Raw genomic sequence first — 18,051 nt, 5'->3', positions numbered from 1 at the left:
CCACAAGGGATAATCCAGCCATTCATAAACACTACCATAGGCGGAACGAATGTAACTATTCAAGTATATCAGCTCGTCACAATATTCATGAATCTGATCCACCTGGCTGGTATACCCAATATCCGGAAGTCCCATTTCCATAATACTATTATTGCAGTCTTTAATTATTTTGTCTACCTCCAACCAATGCTCCGATAGCTGATAGGGGTCATATTTTTCACTGCATTTTTCTTCAAATCTTTCGCTTACTTTTTTTATCTCCATATGTACCTCCTTCCTTAAGCACCTACTTCATGACACCTGCCTTCTCCTGCAACCATTAGAACTGCTATGGTGTCGAATACTTCTACGGCTTTAATTTTCTCTGTTGCGTGCCCCCTGGCAAACTCCTTTCAGAAATTTTCATGAATGTTCCTTTCATACTTTTGTATCCGTTCTCCTTTTCGTTTTTTGATTTTCCCCTCATTATTAATATGGGATTTTTTTCGACTATTTTTAAAATTTTTTCGGATTTTGTTTACTTTTTTTATTTTTTTCAATTTTCTTTTAAAGGGACTTTTGCAAAAATAGATGGATAATGTCTGTACAGCCTTTCCGGCTCAAGTCTGTGAAGACCTTTTTTCCCAAATAACACGAAAAAAATAGGCCAGCGTTTACTGCTCTACTTTGCTCTTTATCTTTATGAATATCCATTGCACGAGTTATACTACCCTTTGTGTTTTAGACTATCCTATTTCCCGGCGACCCCTTAAAAATTTATACATCAACAGCTTTCTGTTACGCAATTGACAAATAACCTGTTAATAAATATAATAAATCAACCCAGTTCATATGAACGAAAGCCATGGCTGTACAAGTACACAAGAATTTACTAAACAGTGTATTAGTCTAAAATTAAAATTGTCGGGGAGGAATATACAAATGAAGCAAGATACTTTTTTAATATTAGTCAAGCAACACCTGGAAAACATGAGCAAGCAAAAAATGAAAGACTGCCTGCTGGATATGGCGGAACATATTCCAGAGGATAAGAAACAAGATTTTCTTCAGTTGCTGCAGAACTCACTTAATCTCAATCAAGAAGAATCCATAGATGCTTCATACAAACCCAGAATGTCCGACCAGCTAGTGGAAGAAAAAAGAAATGAACTCATATCCTGGCTGGACGGTATGGAAGAGCAGGAGCTATACCTGGAAGCAGATGGGCACGAGGAATATTTGGAAGACTATTGGCAGTCAGAAGGTGATTGGGTCTGGGAATATAGCGACTCTATGGGGATAGGGACAAAGCTTGAGATGGCCTATGGTTTCGCGAAGGACTGTGTAAATGATAGAAGATATGAAGCTGCATTGGACATTTTAGACCGGATATTGGCAGTGGAGATATGGGTAGAGACCGAATGGGACGATATGACCATCGGTATAGATGACTTAAAAGCAGAAAACATAGTTAAAATAGATTTAACTGAGCTTGCATTAACCACATTATATGCAGCTTATCTTGCGTGTGATAAAGAAAAACGGGCGGCAGATTTATATACATATTTTGGCTATTCTTTTTTTCAAAATATTCGTGTAGAAGAAATGCGGCGTATCGGTAGGGAAGAGCTGCCGGAAGAGAATGCCTTTTGGGATGATTGGATTGAATTACTGTCATCGAAAGAAGGAAACTTGGAAACACGTTTATTGAAAGAAGCCATACTTTTTGCAAAAGGTGCGGACGGGTTGGCAGATATGGCCAGAAGAAGTTATTTGAAGCACCCGGCGCTTTATCTGGAAGCCCTTAAAGAATATGAAATGAACCATGAATATGAAAAAATGGTTGCATTAGGAACAGAAGCAATCAATGCAATTGATAAGAAATACCGGATTCGGGGAGATATTGCACTGAAGACTTCATTTGCCCAGTATTATTTGGGGCATATGGAGGAAATGAAAAAGATGTGGTATGAAGTGTATGTTTCCGATATGAGTGAGGTGAATTTCCTGAGGCTGTTCCTGGAGGACGAAATGGCCATAGAATATGGAATGAAGGGAAAAGATATTTCAAGGCCCGTTCTAAAGGGAAATAATTTCATCGATAACCCACAGGAGCTTAAAGAAAACTTATTGGATAAAACAACCGATACATATATGGCGTTTTTGTCAGGTGAATATGAAAAAGTAAAAAAAGTCTGTGTAGACCCTGCTAATTCATTGGGATGGAGCGGAAAATTTATAGGCAGTGGTGTTAGAATATTTTTACTGTATCTATATAACCAAGAATGCTTAAAAAAGCCAATCAATAAAATTGCAGATGAAGTGGCATATTCCTTCCGGTTCAGCAAAAATGAAGAGTTCTACTTTTTTGAAAAGTCACCTGCAAAAAACGGTGGAGCAACTGAAACATTTTGGATGGCATTTTGCAGGTGGAGAAATTATTTTCCGATGAGTGAAAATGAAAAGAATAAGTATTTGCATTGGCTGGAAGAAATTATTGATAAGCGGACAAAAGCAATTGTTGGCGGACAATTCAGAAATCATTATGGAAGTGTGGCGATGCTGATTTTGGCATTAGGAGAGGTAAAAGAGAGTTTGGGTTATCAGAATGCGAAACAAGAATTGAAAGAGAAGTATAAAAAGATGTTTCCGCGTCACTCTTCTTTTCATGGAGCAATGAGAGAGTATAGCTGAACTGAGGCCGCCAACGTTTAGGGATAATTATTTGCTGCCAGCATTAAAAATGGGATATATTGAAATGGACAATACCGGATAAGTCAAGGAGCAGTACACAGAAATACAGAAAGAAAGCATTTTTATCATAGGTCCCCAATATGTAGTACTGAGAAATGCTGGAAATAATTAGATTATATACACCTTAGGTGAAGATATATTAGGGGAATAGAAATTAAGGAGAATATGAAGGATATGATGTTGTATCAGGATATTTTAGATGAAATTATTCGAAAGAGTAAAAATATATTTAACCAAAATCTTACCGGGATATATCTGCATGGTTCTATGGCTATGAGGTGTTTTAATCCCAAAAAGAGTGATCTTGATTTAATTGTTGTTATAGAAAAAGAGATTGCTGATGAGCAAAAGCTGAGGTTTATGGAGGCAATAATACGATTGAATGAATCAGCTCCTCACAAAGGGATTGAATTAAGCATTATCAAGAAGGAGTATTGCAACGATTTTGTTTATCCGACGCCATTTGAATTACATTTTTCCTCCATGCATTTACAATGGTTTAAGGATAACCCAGTGGACTATATTAGCAAGATGAAAGGAGCGGATAAGGATCTGGCGGCACATTTTATGATTATTAAAAAATGCGGAATTGTTTTATGGGGAGCTGAAATTGAACGTGTTTTTTCGGAGATACCGAAAGAATGTTATATGGATAGCATTTGGTCTGATATTGAAAATGCGAAAGAGGATATAAAAGAGAATCCAATTTACATAATTTTAAATCTGTGTAGAGTGGCGGCGTTTGTAAAAGATAATATTGTTGTTTCTAAAAAGCAAGGGGGAGAATGGGGATTACAAAACCTTTCACCAGAATACAAGAATCTTATTTTAGATGCGGTAAACTGTTATTCGTCGGAGAAAGAAATGGATATTGATGAGAGGAAAGCACAGCAATTTTGTGACGATGTTTTGTTTATGATAAAAAGAGGGAACGTATGTAAAAATTAATGGGTGCTGAAAGTTAGCGGGGAGAAAATGACATGAAGTGTAGGATAGAATCTTTATATTTGTGTGTAAAGGATATGGGTAGAGCCATTCGCTTTTATGAAGAATTTTTTGAGCAGCAGGTGGCTGAAAAGGATGAAGTATATACTGTGTTTGAAATACAAGGATTTCGCTTAGGGTTATTTGCTTTTGAAAAGAGGAATGAATCGCATGTGTATGGAAGTAATTGCCTGCCGAGTATTTCGGTAGAAAGTTTGGAAGTATTAAAGAATAAAATAGACGGGCTAGAGATTTGCTTTCCGCTTACGCAAATAGGTAGTAACTGGGTTGCTGAGTTTGTAGATAGTGAGGGGAATCATGTAGAGATTACGACTTCGATATAGCTGAGATAGAAAGAATGATTTGTGGAGGTAAATATGTTAGCATATGGTTATGAGTGGGATAGCGAAAAGGAGCTATATTGGTAGACATAAAAAATGAATATGGTGTATAATAGTAGGTAGTTTGGTGTATTACCTACTATATTTGTTTATAGAGGAGAAAATATACATCATTTAAACGTGGACAGGTACTAGCAGTGTAAAAAATTTACTGATACACATCTTTAGATAAAAGGGCAGCAGAGGGGGAATACATGAACAATGAGAAAATTACACAATTGCAGCAAGGGCTTGCTACAGCTTTCGTAGATAGTAATACATCATCAAACTTAGCCCATAAACCGCATTTTGTATCAAATAATTATAAAGAAGGTCGTAAAGTACTCTCATCCATTGAGGATGAGCTTTTGCTATGTGAAGAATTTTCTATTAGTGTGGCATTTTTACTATGTGTGGGATTACTCCTCTTTTTCTATGGAGCGGGGTGAATATGCGAAGAATACTAAATACACTTTGGCGTTGATAATTTTACGGATATTGGGTTGAGCTATTTCATTTGAAGGAGAAAACCATAATGGATAAAAAGAATGAACTTATTCAAACAATAATGGATATTGAATACTGCCCTCCAGCAGAGCTTGTAAAGATGAATATTGATATGAAGGAAGTACAGAAGTTTCCTGTTGATAAAGCAGCAGCATTAGGTGCAGCGTTTCAGCCATTATCGCAACTTGCAAGTTATACAGCAGGTGGAGTGGGCCAAAGCGGATTATATTTTGTTAATACTGCAGGAAAAACAATGTTTCAGAGTGGAGGACATTACATAGGAAATCTTCAAAGTGCCAGTGGTGGTGTTGGTGGAGGCCTTGCAAGAATGACTCAGGTGCCGCTCGACCCAACAATGCTTTGTATGGCTGTTGTGATTATGGCTGTAGAAAAGAAATTAGATGCAATCTATGAGGCACAAAAAGAGATGCTTGCTTTCTTGGAAATGAAAGAGGAAGCAAAGCTAAAGGGTAATCTCAATGCCTTAGCCGATGTGCTTAATAACTATAAATTCAATTGGGATAATGAGAAATTTAAAGACCATAAACATATTTTGGTTCAGGATATAAAGCGTGATGCAGAGCAAAGTATTATACTTTATAAAGAGCAGCTTACCAAATCAATCAAAAAGAATGCATTGCTTCGCAGTGATCAAGAAGTGAAGTCTACATTGAACAAGATAATGAATCGTCTTAATGATTATCAGTTAGCGTTATATACATTTTCGTTCTCTTCGTTCTTAGAAGTAATGCTTCTTGAGAATTTTAATTCAAATTATTTAAATAGCATTTCAGGAAAGATTAAGGAGTATTCTGTTGATTATACTGCGCTTTACGAAAAATGCGTAGAAAAAATTCAGAACGACTCGAAGGATTCTCTTGAAGGATATGCGCTGAAAGGTTTGTCGAAGATATGCAGTGGAGCTGGAAAGTTAGTTGAGCAAATTCCTGTCATCAGTAAATCTCAGATTGATGAGAATCTTATCAAGGCTGGAGGCATACTTCAGGATATTAATACCAATAGGACGCAAAATGTTACACGGATGCTTACAGATAACCAATCGAATTATATTAGTGCTTTCGTTGAGAATATTCAGACTATAGAAAATCTGTATAATCGTCCGGTTCAGCTAATGTTTGATTCTGAGAATATCTACATTGCAGCAACCCCCAGCCACATAAAAAGTTGAAAAGACAAGTACAAGATTGCTAATTTTGGGCATTTACATATGACATGCTCATACTAATTAATACGTTGTAATGCTAAGGAGAAGCAATAATGCAGTATAAGATAGTAGATTTGTGTGCTGGTATCGGAGGTATTAGGAGAGGGTTTGAACTTGCAGGAGATTTTCAAAATGTAGCCTCTGCCGAGATTGATGAGTTTGCATGTAAAACATACGAGTGCTTATTTCATGATAATCCACGGAATGATGTAACAGATATTGAGTTCAAACATAAGTTGCAATCGTTGCAATATGATGTGCTTTTGGCAGGATTTCCTTGCCAAGCATTTAGCAGTGTTGGGTTGCGTCAGGGGTTTGAAGATAAAACTAAGGGTACTATATTTTTTGATATTGCTCAGATAGTAAAAATGACCAGACCCAAAGTGATTTTTTTGGAGAATGTTCAAAACCTTTTGTCCCATGATAAGAAAGCAACTATTAAGACAATCATTGACACATTGGATCGACAATTGAATTATCATATTGTTGGGATGAAATATGATGCTAACGGGAACCCCAAAATAACGACGGGTGCATTTATAAGAAATACGAAATTCTTCGGAATTCCTCAAAATCGTCCGCGCGTTTATATTGTCGCATTTAGTAGGGATTATTTTGGAGATTACCTATCGATGGTTCCAAATGAAACACCAACACACAGATCCAGAGAATCAATATTTGCATCGCTCAAAGATGTATTGGAAGAAGATGTTGAGGCGCGATACTTTATGTCAAGCGGTTACTTAGAGACATTAGAAAAACATATTGTTAATCAGCATGCTAAGGGATATGGCTTTGGATATCGAATAGTAAATAGCCCGGAAATAGATAGCCCATTAGCGAATACGATAATGGCTTCTGGGGGATCAGGCAAGGAACGCAACTTAGTTTTCGATTTTGTTAATGGGGAAAAATATAAAGGAATGTTTGTTAAAGGTAAACAGACATCTATTAATACAAAGTGTGTACGTACAATGACGCCAACCGAGTGGGGACGTCTTCAAGGATTTATTGGTTATGGATTTATTAATGAGGATGGGATGGAGTGCTTCTCTTTTCCGGAAGGAATTCCAGTAAGTCAACAATATAAGCAGTTTGGCAATTCAGTTTCTATACCGGTTATCGAGGAAATGGCGCGATTCATATATAATAATATGGAGATAATGTATTCGCAATTCACAAAAATAGAAAAAAGCTTATATAGCATGTATGGAAATGAATTTGTTGTTTGCAAAGAAATTTGGAGTGTTTTAGGAAAATCCTTAAGAGAGGATACGGTTCATCAGTTTTTTAACATCGTGCATCATTTTAAGAAGAAAGAATTTAGGGTAAAAGAACTGTCAGTATTTTTAGGAACTTCTTCAGCGAGAGCTTCACAAATTATACGTCAGCTACTTGAGACAGAATGCGTGCTCAAACAGGATAATGGGTTATATTGCTTCAAAAATATGACTTCAGAAAATGATTTATTATAATGCCAGAGTTGAATTGTGAGGTTGTGTAATTCAAATTAACATATGAGGGATAGTGTATGGATAATGAAAAAATCATTAGAGATTTAATAAGTAAATGTGAAATATATTATGATGATTCGATGATATCTTCAGAAGATATTATCAGAAGATACATGCACTTTTTTTTCATGCAGTTTGATACGACAAAAAAGACAACAAGTTTCGTTTTTCATACTGGTTCGCCATGCTTTGATATTGTATCTTTTGCGGTATTAATGCTAGTTTGTTTCAATTATAATCTTTCAAGTAATGATGAACTGCTTCAATCGTTAGAAGAAGGAGATATGGTTTTATTTAAGGGAGAACGGTATCATTGGAATGGGATTAAAACAATGTCGATGGCTTATGGCTCTCAGCCAACAAATTATATTATTTTGACACAAGACCCAAAAGGCAAGAATGGTGTTTCAACAAGATACATAACATATGAAAACAATAAACACCTAGTGAGACCTTATTTGGGTGAATCAATTGTTACGGATGGAAGAGGAATCAGAAAATATAAATCAGATCGTAATGAGTTTTTATCTCGTGTCTTAGGTGTTGCCGAAAGCGATGTTCCTAGTACATTGAATATTTCGGTTGTAGTTATAGCTGATAAGAGCGTATTTCTTGATATGTGCCATCATTTACGTATTTCCTATATTGGAGGTAAGAGTATCCAATTAACGGATATTGTACCAGTATCATATTTTACAAGAAGCGGCGAAGAGTTTCAAATCGGCAAGAATCCTGCAAAGGCGGAAGCGGTGATAAAAGTAGTTAGTAACGTTTCAGCAGCAAGAGATATTGTTCTTGATAAACTTGGAAATAAAGTCATTGGTGTTTTGGCAACGAATGTTGAGACACTTGCATACAATGCTTCAGAATTCAAAGATTTAATTCGTCGGAAGTCGTTGAGATTTGCAAGCGTAATAGCGCCATATAATGCTGAAACAAGCAATATGGTCGTTGAACAGTATGAAGATGCCAATATTTTTGCCTGTACCAAAGAAGTGCTCTCTTCCGTGTCTGCTAACATTAATGTTTCTAACAAGCTTACAAGGGAACTGAATCAACAGGTTCTAAGTATTGTTGGTCATGAAATTGATATTTTCCCAGTAGATGGTTGCTGGTTGTGGAATGAATACAAACAAATTAAAGATACAATATATGCAATCAAACAATCTAACTGGAATCAAGAAGAAAAAGAAACTTTCATTAAAACTTCGTTGGGATTGGTTAATCTGTTTACTACAGCTTTCTTTCCAATTGCAAAAATGGAAGAAGCAATATGTAATTCTGTAATTAATGCGTCAGTTGCATCGCCAGCGGACAGAATTCAAGAATTGTTTACCGTAGGGAAACAGAGTATATCAATGAAAGAATCATGTATGGCTGTTGCGCAGGCTTTATTGGATATGTATGAAAATATGAAATCAGTATCATATAAGGAGAAAGAATTATTAAAAATACTATCCGAAAACAAGAAAAAGAAAGTAGCGATTGTTTTTCCGAAGGGATATTATACGGACATTTTCAGAAATTACTATAATGCTGAAGGAGAATACAACAATGTTGTTTGTTCTACAGCGAATCGTTTTGATAGTAGAGATCATTATGATTTTATCATAGTTGTAAGCGATGTTGTCGGGAAAAGATTTGATTCATTACAATGCTATTCTTCTTCAAGGATAATAGTTTTATTATATGATTGTGAAGGAAAATTGTTTAGATACAGAAAAAAGCAATTTGCTAAAAGTGAGAGAAAATTAAATGCTCGTGTAAGGGGATTAAGAGGAGCTGATTATGAAAGGGCAGTGTCTGCTTTCACTGGTGAAACAATAGAAGAGTTGCCAGATGAAACAATAAAAGAATATGCAGATTTAAATGATTTTATTGAAAATGCAGGATTGTTTGATATTCGAAGACTAATAGCAAATGGTTCATCAAATAGACCATACATAGGAACCGCAGAAGTTAATTATGTTGGAACATTTATAACCGGAGAACAAATTCTGTTTTCAAAAAACTATGCTGCGGTATTGTTTAACCATGCATCACAAAAAGTTACAGAGACTTCACCAGAAAAGTTGGCTGCTGGAGATGTTTTAGTATTTACAAAAAGAGACAATTATACAAGAAATATAGTAGATATGATCTTTGAACAGCTCATTAAAACGAAAAAATTGTCTGAACGCATACAAGAAGCTACAGATAATTCATTATATTGGAAAATCAAATTGTGTGAATACAAGGAACAGAACTGTTTGACTTATCGTGCTATTGCTAAAGAATTAAAGAAGTTTGGAAGTACTTTACAAGAAGTGTCAATTCGCCAGTGGCTTGATGATGAAAGTTATATTGTGGGACCGCGTGATGAGAAGACAATGGAGATGATTGCAAAACTTACAAATGACGAATATTTACTTGCTAATTTCAAGGACGTTTTTGAAGACTGTAGAATTGTAAGACATTATCGACGAGATATTCGTTCACTAATAGCTCAAGCAATTAATGATAAGTTAAGTAATAAAATCCCTGAGCTGGGGAGCGTATTTGAGGTGGTTTATGAGCATATTGAGAAGTTGTCAGAGACTATGGAATTAGAAAATGTTTATGAGTTAGATAAAACGGTATTTGTGGTTAATAGTTTAGTCAATCGGCCGATAACAGAGACGGAGGTGATATTGTGAATGGAAAAGATATAAGCGAAAATATGATTATTGCTCGAGATGAGTATATAAGTATGATAAGGGCTGAATTACTTGGGCCTGGATCTGAGTTTAATATACCTGATGCAGAGCATGAGTTGATATCCAGTAGCCCTTTGAGCAGATACTCTATTGGGATTCTTTTTCCCCAGGGAAACCATGTAGAACAAGATAATGATGAAACTATGCCTATTGGTGAAGTGGAAGAGGCAATTATTCTTGAAGTACCAGAGAATTATTCAACTACCGAGGAAAAGGTGGAGAATAAAAAAGAAAAAATCAGGGAATTTGACGAAACCGTGGATGAAAACCTTGATGAAGAAATTAATATGGCAACACAGTTCAAGCCATCATCTATGGGTGTGACATTTCTTGTAAAAGGAGATGCAAATAAGGTATATTGTAATGCTTCATTTGCAACTTATAAAAAAGCTCAGATTTCTGATTGCGCAGTATACTATGAACCCGAAAACTCAGATACCTACATGGTGCCTCCCGAGCTGTCTCATATTATGTCATACGACAAAGAACATCAAATGATGAAACTGATTTCTGGTGTCAATATTCAAGATTTACATAGGATTTTTGAGCAGGGTGCAATTCCTGCCAATGAGTATGATATATTGAAAAAAATTGCATATAGGTTACATGACTATTTAAAAGTGGGTTATGTGCGAATGCTTCACCATGTTCCAGATATTGAGATTGATTTTTCCAATAGTGATTACTTTAACAATGAAGATACATCAGCATTGGACGGAACATCAGCAAAGATAGTAGCGCTTAGAACTCCTGTTTCTGAAGATGTATGCTCTATCACAATTATGCTGATGAATGATAAAGAATCATTTCCAGCAAAAGCGCAAGATTGTTTATTTCAATCTGAAATTGAGATTTGCTCAGACAATAACCACTTCGTTTTTATAGAGAGTAATCCAAATTCAGATATTGAGTACCTTGATGATGAAGAAAAATCTTTGAATTTGCTTTACAGACATAAGAAGATTTATGGGACAGGGCTTGGTGTATCTGTAGATTGGGATATAAGTGACATGGGAATGGGTACTTTATGGACGGACTTTTTCCCTATAAAAGAAATACCTGCAATGAATTTTTCTTTGCCACAAAATGATTGTATTTCTGATAAAGAGCTTTCAATGAAGTACTTGTCAGATTTAAGCGACTCTTCAAAGGAGCAGAAATTGTCCTCATTGACCAAGTTGGTTCAGTTGTATGTGAGTTGGGTTAATGAACTTAAAGTTATTGCTGCGTCATTGGATGAACGGTATTCTTCAGCGGCAATAAAGAATATTCAAGAGTGCACAAATGCATCTATTAGAATGCATGAAGGAATAGAAACACTTCGTTCTAATGATTATGCGTATAACGCATTTGCCTTAGCTAATCGTGCCATGTTCATGCAGCGAATTCATATACGAAAGCAGACTGATATGTCACGTGTTAATGCAGATAGATATCCTGGAGATGAAGAAATAGCAGATTGGCTATTGGATATTGATTATCAAGAAGAAGAAGATGGCAATTGTAGGTGGAGACCGTTCCAGATTGCATTTCTTTTGATGGATATTAATTCAATTGTATATGACCAATCTGACGATAGGTCATTAGTGGATTTAATATGGTTTCCTACAGGCGGTGGTAAGACTGAAGCATATTTAGGATTGACGGCATTTACCATTTTTTATCGCAAATTATCATACCCAGATACATCTGATGGAACAGCAGTAATGATGAGGTATACATTAAGACTTTTAGCTGCGCAGCAGTTTACTCGTGCGGCAACTTTAATTTGTGCATGTGAATACATTCGACAGGATTCACAGCAAAAAAAACATAATTATCCAGCATATCCATTAGGGAAAAAATCCATTACCATAGGGTTGTGGATTGGGGGATTACATATACCCAATAAGAATACAGGAAAGAATAGTGCAGAATATCATTTAGACAAGTTATACGAAGTAGGGAGCCATTATCAGGTAAAAACTGCAAAAGAGCGACATAATAAGTTCCAAGTTTTAAAATGTCCTTGGTGTGGTACAAAGATGGTTAAAGATAATCGTAATCAGCGTGTGGTTGGAGAATGGGGATATGCAATGAGTGGGAAACACTTTTATTTGTTTTGCCCTCATGAAGAGTGTACTTTTACCAAGAAGCTTCCTATTCAGATAATCGATGAGGAGTTGTATGATGCACCACCAACATTGTTATTTGGCACGGTAGATAAATTTGCCTTGATGGCGTGGGATGGTAAAATCAGCTCATTCTTTGGGACAAATTCAGTAAATCGTTCTCCTGAGCTGATTATACAAGATGAGCTTCACTTAATTTCTGGGGCACTTGGCACAATGGTAGGGTTATACGAAACTGCTGTTGATGGATTGTCTAGCATGAAGGGAGTTAAGCCAAAGGTGATTGCATCCACTGCAACTATTCGAAAAGCCAAGGAACAATGTTCTGTATTGTATAATCGTCAGGTAGTACAGTTCCCGGCGCCTGGTTTAGATGCTGAAGATTCATTTTTTGCAAGAGAAGATGTGATTGATTATTCAAAAGGGAAATATGGTCGAAAATATGTGGGGATAATGCCATCTGGACGAACGAAAGCGATGACAGAAATACGAACTATGGCGGCACTTTTACAGAAGGCTTATACTATGGAATCGTCAGATGAGGTAAAAGATAAGCTCTGGACATTAACAGTATATTTTAACAGTCTTAAAGATTTGGGAAAAGCGTCTACATTAGTTGACGATGACGTTAAGGACTTTATTATTCGAACAGCAAATAGGATGTTTACTAAGAGAAGATTAATCGTTAATGCTGATGAATTAACAAGCCGTGTTTCAACAACTGAATTAAATGAAACATTAGATAAATTGGAACGCATTGAATATTCAAAGGAGAATATTGAGAAGAATAATTATGCATCAAATGTGTTGCTTGCGACAAACATGATTTCGGTTGGAATTGATGTGGCTAGATTAAATGTGATGTTAATGGTTGGGCAACCCAAATTAACAAGTGAGTATATTCAAGCATCTAGCCGTGTTGGGCGTTTATATCCGGGTGTAGCATTTATACAATATGATGCGACAAAAAGTCGTGATCGATCGCATTACGAGCGTTTTAAGCCATACCATGATTCTTTTTACAGATTTGTAGAGCCAACTGGCGCAACTCCATTTTCAAAACCTGCAAGAGAAAGAGCATTGCATGCTGTTTTCACAGCGATGCTTCGCCAAAAGGTTTCCCTTGATCAAGATAACATGGCGGTTTATTTTGATAAAGAGAGATTTGCAGCAGATATTCAAGACATTGAAGCGTTTATCATTAATCGAATTAGAGAAGTGAACGACAGGTCTGAAAGCGGTCTGAGAGATGATTTGGATGACGTAAGGCTCGAATTACAAGAGTTTATAGGTTTTTGGCAGGAATTAGTGGATAAAAGTCAGGAGAACGGCGACAAATCATTAGTTTTTGGACGTAAGTATATAGTTGTTCCACCAGCTGAAGGTGCTAGAAGGCTTTTGAAACAATATAATTCACCAGGAAAAGATGATGCTCGAGAAACTTTGACATCAATGAGAAATGTTGATACTTCGGTTAAAGGCAGTATAGTTATTTGGGAGGATTAAGGCATGGCAGAAAAGGTAAAAGGAAAAATCGAATTAGATAAAGTCACTCATTCGGTCAGAGCAGCACAGGCGATATTGCAGTATGGAGTTGGTGCAATGGTTGATTTTCCGGATCAGACATTAGTTACAGCAAATCCAGAAAACTGGAGCGGTATATCAAGAATATTTGATGATCGTTTTGCTAAGGCTTTGGGAGTGGATTATTTTGCAATGCCGACAGATATTACTTATGCTCGCTTTCCTGAGTGGTATTTTTGCCCAAAATGTAGAAAGTTTCAACCATTAAAGAAGTGGATTTCTGAATATAAGAAGAAAGCAAGCGCAGCAAAGCTGCAACACGACGAAAATATGGTAAGTAATATTCAATGCCCAGATTGTAAACAAGACTTGGTGGTTGCTCGTATTGTTACCGTATGTGAGAAGGGGCATCTTAATGACTTTCCCTGGGTAAAATGGGTTCATGCAAGGTCAAGGGTGCCGATATGTGGAAGTCCGTCCTTGAAATTTAAGACTGGGGCATCAGGTTCAGAAGGACTAGAGGGGTTGACAATTGAGTGTTTTTCCTGTCGTGCAAGAACAACTTTAAAAGATGCATTCAATAAAGATATTTTTGGAGAAATGGACAATAATGGTGAGCGGGAAGACTTTATTTGTGAAGGATATCACCCGTTTAAGCATATAAAAGAACCGTGTGGGTGTTATCCGAGAAGTGTACAGAGAGGTGCTTCATCAGTTTATTTTCCCTTAGTATATAGTTCGTTAGTTATTCCACCATATGCGGATAAGCTAAATATGAAAATAGAACAGAGTAAGGCGTATGAAGAATGTGTTATAATCATTGAAGATGAAGAGCCTGAGGATAAGCTGGAAACAATCAAAAAACGTTTTGGTAAGTGGGCATCAAAAATTGCATCGGAAATAGGTGCACTGCAGGCTGATGTTGAAAAAAATTTAAGTAAAAAATGGCTTGAAAACGATGATAATATAATCGAAGTGACAAGTGTTCAGTACCGAATAAATGAGTATATGGCACTGAGTGGAGAAATATCAACATCTAAAGGTGCGCTAGGGGATTTTTCTCGAGAATCAATGTCTATTTCTGATTACCATTTATCCCATGTTAAGGCGGTATCCTTAGTTAATAAAGTAAAAGTTGTAAATGCCCTTACTGGATTTTCGAGAATCACTCCTATATTGGATAGGGAAGATAAGGGGTTTGTTAGCATAAAGCGAGAAGAGACAAACTGGTATCCTGCTTATGAAGTAAGGGGTGAAGGCATCTTTATTGAGTTTGATTCAGATGATATAGAAAAGTGGATAAACGAACAACCCGAGGTGTTAAGACGTGCACAGAAGTTGAGTGACAATTATGCGAATTCATTTATAGGTAAGAATCATCCTAGAAATATTTCACCGAAATTTATTATGCTACATACGTTATCACATTTGTTGATTTCACAATTAAGCTTTGAGTGTGGATATAGCATAGCCTCATTAAGTGAAAGGCTATATTGTTCCGAAGAAAAAGATGGGAAACAGATGGCTGGAATATTGATATATACAGCAAGTGGCGACTCCGAAGGTACTCTTGGTGGACTTGTTCGGCAAGGTAGACCAGATGCATTTCCAAGGATATTAAGAAAAGCAGTTAATAATGCAAAAACATGCTCAAATGATCCGGTATGTATAATGAGCAAGGGTCAAGGAAGGGATTCTCTTAATTTGGCGGCATGTCATGCGTGTGCATTGTTACCAGAAACTTGTTGTGAAGAAAGAAATGCATTTTTAGATAGAGGGTTAATCATTGGAACCTTCGAGGAACCTAGTATTGGATTTTGGAGCGATTTGTGAGAAAATGCTAATCTTCTATTTATTGGCCGGAGGGATATCATGTCTGATTTATATGTTCTAAAAGAATACTTTATTAGATATTTAAAGATTATAAAAAAGAAGGACTCAACGGTGAATCATTATATTGGTGCCTTGGATTATATTACGAGGTTTCTGATACAAAGAGAAAAGATTCACCAATCAATATATGAGATTACTGACATAGGTGAGCTTCAAATAATTAGGACTTATCTTAAAAATGATGTTGATTTCTTAGCATTAGATAGGAGGGGGCATCAAATGTATAGTGCAGGACTGAATAATTATCTCAGATTTGCAACTGGTGAAGGCTTCGGAAATATGCATGATGAAATTCAAAACCTTGATATTGAACTTCCTGTGAAGGAAATTGCTAGAACAGAGATATCATCACGGAAGAGATCCAATATTATTAAGACGCAAGCAATTGAATCAGCAGGGTACTTATGTGAAATGGATATTTGCCATCGTACATTTACTGCCAAAAGTACTGGAAATCAATATATGGAAGGCCATCATGCAATTCCTATGAAAGTGCAAGAATCATTTAAAACAAGTTTAGATGTATATGCAAATATTGTGTGTTTATGTCCTATATGCCATCGAATGCTTCACTATGGAATAGATGATGAGAAAAAGGTGTTAATTAATCAGATATATTATAAGAGAGCTGATAGGTTAGCTAATAGCGGGATAAAGTTAACGCTGGAAAGTTTTGAAATATTAGCAGTATAATAGTAGGCGAATGGATGTAGTGACAGGAAAGAGGCTGGATATCCGATATTAATAGTTACAGCGTCTGATATTGTCAGTATTTCTTATAAATGATGAAGAAGATGATTTGATGAAAGCAAATGAGAGAGTATATAAAAACGTAAAAGAACAACGAAGTAAAAATATGAGTCGTATCCGAAACAAAATCCATAGAACTTGCGCTGCGAAAAGCTTTGTGGAACAAAGGCTATAGATACAGAAAAAATTATAAAGTGCTACCAGGTTCTCCAGATATTTGTTTGACTAAGTATAAGATTGCAATATTCTGTGACAGCGAATTTTTTCACGGTGGGAAGTTCTAAAACCCAAAGTAGCTAAGGGGAATAATGCTGAATATTGGGTAAAGAAAATTCAAGAAAATATAAGTAGAGATGACGAAGTTGATAAAAAATTAATTTTTTTAGGATGGACAGTTATTTATTTTTGGGTAAAAGATATTTTAAAGAACACTGCTGAATGTGTAAGGGTAATTGAAGAAACTGTATTTGACATAAAATTGGTGGAAATAGAAGAAGATTTGAGGTGACAAAGTGGATTACACAAAAGATTATGATGAAACAGAGCCATTGTCAATAGAGCGCTATGCTCAGAAGCTGATTGGTAAGACCTTCGCAGAAATCTGTATTGAGGATAACATGGAAATGATTACGATGGTCAAGGAAACACTTGATTATGCAGAAACTTACGAGAACAAAAAAAGAAAAGGCGGTTTAGGCGAGTTAATAGAAGAACGTTTTTTTCACTATAAAAGTAATAACGATTCTCGTCCTGACTTTTATAAAGCTGGAGTAGAACTAAAGGTTACGCCATATAAAATCAATAAAAATGGTTCTTTGGCTGCAAAAGAGCGTTTAATTATTACCATGATTGATTATTTTAAGATTATAGGTGAAGAATTTGAGCAGAGTCATCTTTGGCAAAAAGCCAGGCTGATTTTACTGGTCTATTATCTTTACCAGCAAGAAATAGAAGATAGATTGAATTACAGGATAGGGTATGCAAAATTATTTACGCCACCAGAAGCTGATATTCAAATTATTAAACACGATTTTAAAGTAATTGTTGAAAAGATAAAAGCTGGAAAAGCTCATGAACTTTCCGAAGGTGATACAATGTACCTGGGAGCGGCACCGAAAGCAGCAACTTCCCAGAATCGACGAAAGCAACCTTTTAGCGATGAACCTGCTAAACCACGTGCATTTTCTTTTAAAAGCTCATACATGACATATGTGTTGAATAATTATATTGCTACAGGAAAAGATACATATGAATCTATTATAAAGAGTGACGCAGTAGAATCTTTTGAAGATTATGTTGTGAATAAGATTAATGCCTATAGAGATTATTCGGTAAGAGATTTGTGTGGTGAATTCCAAGTTGAATATGAAAAAAAACCAAAAAATTTAGAAGCTATATTGGCATATCGGATTCTTGGAATAAAAGGAAATCATGCAGAAGAGTTTGTGAAAGCTAATATTGTAGTGAAAGCAATTCGAATTGAAAAAAATAACACAATCAAAGAAAGTATGTCTTTTCCAACTTTTAGATTTAAGGAACTGGTAAAAGAAAAATGGGTAGTGTAAAATAGTTTGTGTCTCTGGAAAAAAATGTCTCCTTTTTGGTAAGAATTAGTTTATGACAAATCTTATCGAAAAGGAGTATTTTTATGCCAGTAGCAAAGGAACAGATTCGACAAATTATATCAGACAATAA

12 protein-coding genes and 1 pseudogene are annotated in these 18,051 nt (G+C 35.9%); 12 read left to right on the top strand and 1 reads right to left on the bottom strand.

The window, feature by feature from the left end; all coding sequences use genetic code 11:
• Nucleotides 1-264: hypothetical protein (locus RMR19_RS11415; RefSeq protein ID WP_310603615.1), on the bottom strand; the 264-nt coding region annotated here is incomplete at its 3' end.
• A 657-nt stretch (nt 265-921) separates the two neighbouring features.
• On the opposite strand from RMR19_RS11415, the gene RMR19_RS11410 reads away from it, so the two are divergent.
• From RMR19_RS11410 to RMR19_RS11355, 12 genes and pseudogenes are all read left to right on the top strand, one after another.
• On the top strand, nt 922-2,673 hold the full coding sequence (locus RMR19_RS11410; protein ID WP_310603614.1) for a hypothetical protein: 1,752 nt from the start codon (nt 922-924) through the stop codon (nt 2,671-2,673).
• Between the two features lie 225 nt (nt 2,674-2,898).
• On the top strand, nt 2,899-3,681 hold the full coding sequence (locus RMR19_RS11405) for an aminoglycoside adenylyltransferase domain-containing protein (RefSeq protein ID WP_310603613.1): 783 nt from the start codon (nt 2,899-2,901) through the stop codon (nt 3,679-3,681).
• Between the two features lie 32 nt (nt 3,682-3,713).
• The gene (locus tag RMR19_RS11400; protein WP_310603612.1) at nt 3,714-4,061 is read left to right on the top strand and encodes a VOC family protein; all 348 of its coding nucleotides are present in this window, start codon (nt 3,714-3,716) and stop codon (nt 4,059-4,061) included.
• A 251-nt stretch (nt 4,062-4,312) separates the two neighbouring features.
• Nucleotides 4,313-4,546 carry a hypothetical protein gene (locus RMR19_RS11395; protein WP_310603611.1) on the top strand — a complete coding sequence of 78 codons (234 nt, stop codon included), beginning with the start codon at nt 4,313-4,315 and terminating at the stop codon, nt 4,544-4,546.
• Between the two features lie 86 nt (nt 4,547-4,632).
• Nucleotides 4,633-5,793 carry a hypothetical protein gene (locus tag RMR19_RS11390; RefSeq protein ID WP_310603610.1) on the top strand — a complete coding sequence of 387 codons (1,161 nt, stop codon included), beginning with the start codon at nt 4,633-4,635 and terminating at the stop codon, nt 5,791-5,793.
• Between the two features lie 89 nt (nt 5,794-5,882).
• Complete coding sequence (dcm, locus tag RMR19_RS11385; protein ID WP_310603609.1) at nt 5,883-7,304, top strand: DNA (cytosine-5-)-methyltransferase; 1,422 nt, start codon at nt 5,883-5,885, stop codon at nt 7,302-7,304.
• A gap of 56 nt (nt 7,305-7,360) precedes the next feature.
• Nucleotides 7,361-10,018, top strand: a complete 2,658-nt coding sequence (locus tag RMR19_RS11380) for a DrmE family protein (protein WP_310603608.1) — start codon at nt 7,361-7,363, stop codon at nt 10,016-10,018.
• Nucleotides 10,015-13,695, top strand: a complete 3,681-nt coding sequence (locus tag RMR19_RS11375; protein WP_310603607.1) for a helicase-related protein — start codon at nt 10,015-10,017, stop codon at nt 13,693-13,695. Before RMR19_RS11380 ends, RMR19_RS11375 begins: the two co-directional genes overlap by 4 nt.
• 3 nt (nt 13,696-13,698) lie before the next feature.
• The gene (locus tag RMR19_RS11370) at nt 13,699-15,546 is read left to right on the top strand and encodes a DUF1998 domain-containing protein (RefSeq protein WP_310603606.1); all 1,848 of its coding nucleotides are present in this window, start codon (nt 13,699-13,701) and stop codon (nt 15,544-15,546) included.
• Nucleotides 15,547-15,585: 39 nt separating this feature from the next.
• Nucleotides 15,586-16,299 carry an HNH endonuclease gene (locus RMR19_RS11365; protein WP_310603605.1) on the top strand — a complete coding sequence of 238 codons (714 nt, stop codon included), beginning with the start codon at nt 15,586-15,588 and terminating at the stop codon, nt 16,297-16,299.
• 109 nt (nt 16,300-16,408) lie between these two features.
• Nucleotides 16,409-16,864, top strand: a pseudogene (locus RMR19_RS22030) (very short patch repair endonuclease).
• Nucleotides 16,865-16,868: 4 nt separating this feature from the next.
• Nucleotides 16,869-17,921: a Sau3AI family type II restriction endonuclease gene (locus tag RMR19_RS11355; protein WP_310603604.1), complete on the top strand. Its 1,053-nt coding sequence runs from the start codon at nt 16,869-16,871 to the stop codon at nt 17,919-17,921.
• Nucleotides 17,922-18,051: the final 130 nt, after the last annotated feature.

Origin of the sequence: Anaerosporobacter sp. (assembly GCF_031551385.1) — a bacterium.
Classification (GTDB): domain Bacteria; phylum Bacillota; class Clostridia; order Lachnospirales; family Lachnospiraceae; genus Anaerosporobacter.
The sequence above is the reverse complement of the archived record's forward strand: the minus strand, read 5'-3'. Positions and strand labels throughout refer to the sequence as shown.